A 2,442-nucleotide genomic window follows, 5' to 3' on the forward strand; every position below is an offset into this window, starting at 1 on the left:
AACTTTTTTTATGCTGTTGGGTATGAATAAAGCAAAAGACGATTTTCTTCAGTTTATTCCTTCAAAATATGTTGAATTTTTTATATCATTTATATTTGAAGTAAACTTCGTTTTAGGCGGATATATCAGAGGTCAAATTATCGAAGTCTTTTTTATAGGAATAGCAACGAGTGTAATTTTAGCATGTTTTAATATTGAATATGTATTAACAATAGGTGTTGTTTCAGGTTTATTTAATGTAATTCCTTATCTCGGTCCTGCCGTAGCTATGGTATCGGGTGTTCTTGCAGCAGCTATCCAATATAAATCATTTACAATCGTTTTGGAAGTTTTTATTGCATTGGAAATTATACAACAGATAGACGGGCATGTTGTTCAGCCGTTGATTGTAGGTAAAAATGTAAATTTAGGTCCTGTTACTATGATTTTTGCATTATTGTTCGGTGCAAACGTCGGTGGAATTATCGGAATGATTATTTCTGTTCCCGCATTTGCCATAGTTAAAAACATACTTGTAATAGTTATAAACAGGTATAGAAGATCTTTATTAAAACAGTAAATGTAACAATTTGGTATTAATATAAGTCTAAACAGTATAAATTTTTTGTAATGGAGAAAAAAATGAAAAAAATATTTATTCTTAGCTTTTTGTTTCTGTTATCTGTTGTAAATTTATATGCGGATAAAACAAGCAATTTATTTGTTATAGAAAGAAGCAAAAATGCTAATGTTGTAAATTACGATGCAGTGTTGACCGATGACGGAAAAATAAACGAAAAAAAGCCCATAGATGCATATTGGTTGTTATATGCGGAAAAAAACGGTGAAAGAGAAGAACTTAGTGCTTTTGATAAAAAAGCTTACGGCTATCAAACAACATATAATAAAGAAAAAGGTAATTTTGATTTTGTATTAAAAGCCGTTAAAGAAAAGCCTATGGTTTTGGATTTATATGATAATGTTCCTAAAGCGGTAATAAAAATAAATGATGTGGATTGTTTTTTGGAAAAAGTTTATATTGAATCCAAAGACGGTGCATTAGGAATACCTAAAGTAAGTTATTATGAATTATTCGGTAAAGAAGTTGCAACCGGAAAAGATCAGCAACAAAAAATATCGGTTAAATAATAATATCCTTTATTGTTAAAAATCTTAAAAAACTCAGGAAAATAAATGCACTTGTTTTCCTGAGTTTTTATTTGTCGGTAATAGAAGACGGATAAATTCCGTCAAAACAGGCACAACAAAACTTGGAAGTATCGTGTCCATCGGTACAACAAGCTTTTTTCATATTGTTAATATCAAGGAAAGTTAAACTGTCAACATTTAAAAATTCTTTTATTTCTTCGTTACTTTTCATTGCCGAGATAAGTTTATCTTTATTCGGGGTATCTATTCCGTAAAAACAAGGTGATATTACCGGCGGGCAAGACAGGGCAAAATGTATTTCTTTTGCACCGACATCTCTTAAAATTTTAACTATTTTTTGTGCCGTTGTTCCTCTAACCAACGAATCATCTATAAGAACAATTTTCTTTCCGTCAATAACATCTTTTATGGGAAACAACTTTAATCTTGCCGTTATTTCTCTCATTTTTTGTGACGGTTTTATAAAACTTCTGCCTACATAATGGTTTCTTATAAATCCCGTTTGAAATTTTATTCCGGACTGTTCGGAAAAACCTTGTGCAGAAAAAATTCCTGTATCGGGAACGGGAACAACAATATCTGCTTTTATGTCTTTCATTTGTTTTGCAAGATATTTGCCCATTTGTACTCTTGCATTTTTAACACTTTTATTGCATAACACACTGTCAGGCCTTGAAAAATATACCTGTTCAAAAATACAAAATTTTTCTTTTTCTTTTTTATCAAGATAAATATCCTCTGTAATTTTACCGTTTTCTATTACAATAACTTCGCCCGGATTAACATTCCTTACAAAACTTCCTCCTGCAGCATCTATTGCGGATGTTTCCGATGCAAGTATATAAGAATTTTTTGTTTTTCCTAAAACAAGCGGTCTAAAACCGAACGGATCTCTTACACCAACAAGTTTGTTACCGATAATAAATATTAAAGAATATGCCCCTTCCAATTTTGATACCGCATTTTTTATAAGTTCTCCTGCAGAATTTCCTTTGTTTTTTGCAACCAAATGCGCAACTATTTCGGTATCTGATGTGTGGTTAAATATTGAACCGCTTTGTGCAAGTTCTTTTTTTATCGTTTCACAATTTGTAATATTTCCGTTATGAGCAACGGCAATGTTACCGTGAATACAATTAAAAACAAAAGGTTGTGCATTTAATAATGTGCTTTCCGAATGTGTGGAATATCGGACATGACCTATACAAACTTTACCTGCCAAGGTATTTAATATTTTTTCTTTAAATATTTGCGACACAAGCCCCATGGATTTATGTGTAATATAATTTATAC

At 31.1% G+C, this 2,442-nt stretch carries 3 protein-coding genes; 2 read left to right on the plus strand and 1 reads right to left on the minus strand.

The genetic code is table 11. The annotated features are described in order from the left end of the window. Both ACMUOV_RS01135 and ACMUOV_RS01140 read left to right on the plus strand, forming a co-directional pair. A partial coding sequence (locus ACMUOV_RS01135) for an AI-2E family transporter (RefSeq protein WP_413852971.1) occupies positions 1–559 on the plus strand: 559 nt, incomplete at its 5' end. A gap of 62 nt (positions 560–621) precedes the next feature. Then, positions 622–1,128 (plus strand): DUF4833 domain-containing protein, encoded by a 507-nt coding sequence (locus ACMUOV_RS01140; protein WP_413852973.1) that lies wholly within the window; start codon positions 622–624, stop codon positions 1,126–1,128. Positions 1,129–1,195: 67 nt separating this feature from the next. Here ACMUOV_RS01140 and purF read toward each other — a convergent pair. Further along, positions 1,196–2,442 (minus strand): amidophosphoribosyltransferase (gene purF / locus ACMUOV_RS01145; RefSeq protein ID WP_413852975.1); only part of this gene is annotated, 1,247 nt, incomplete at its 5' end.

Source organism: Candidatus Ruminimicrobium bovinum (genome assembly GCF_902760015.1).
GTDB classification, from domain to species: Bacteria; Elusimicrobiota; Endomicrobiia; order Endomicrobiales; family Endomicrobiaceae; genus Ruminimicrobium; species Ruminimicrobium bovinum.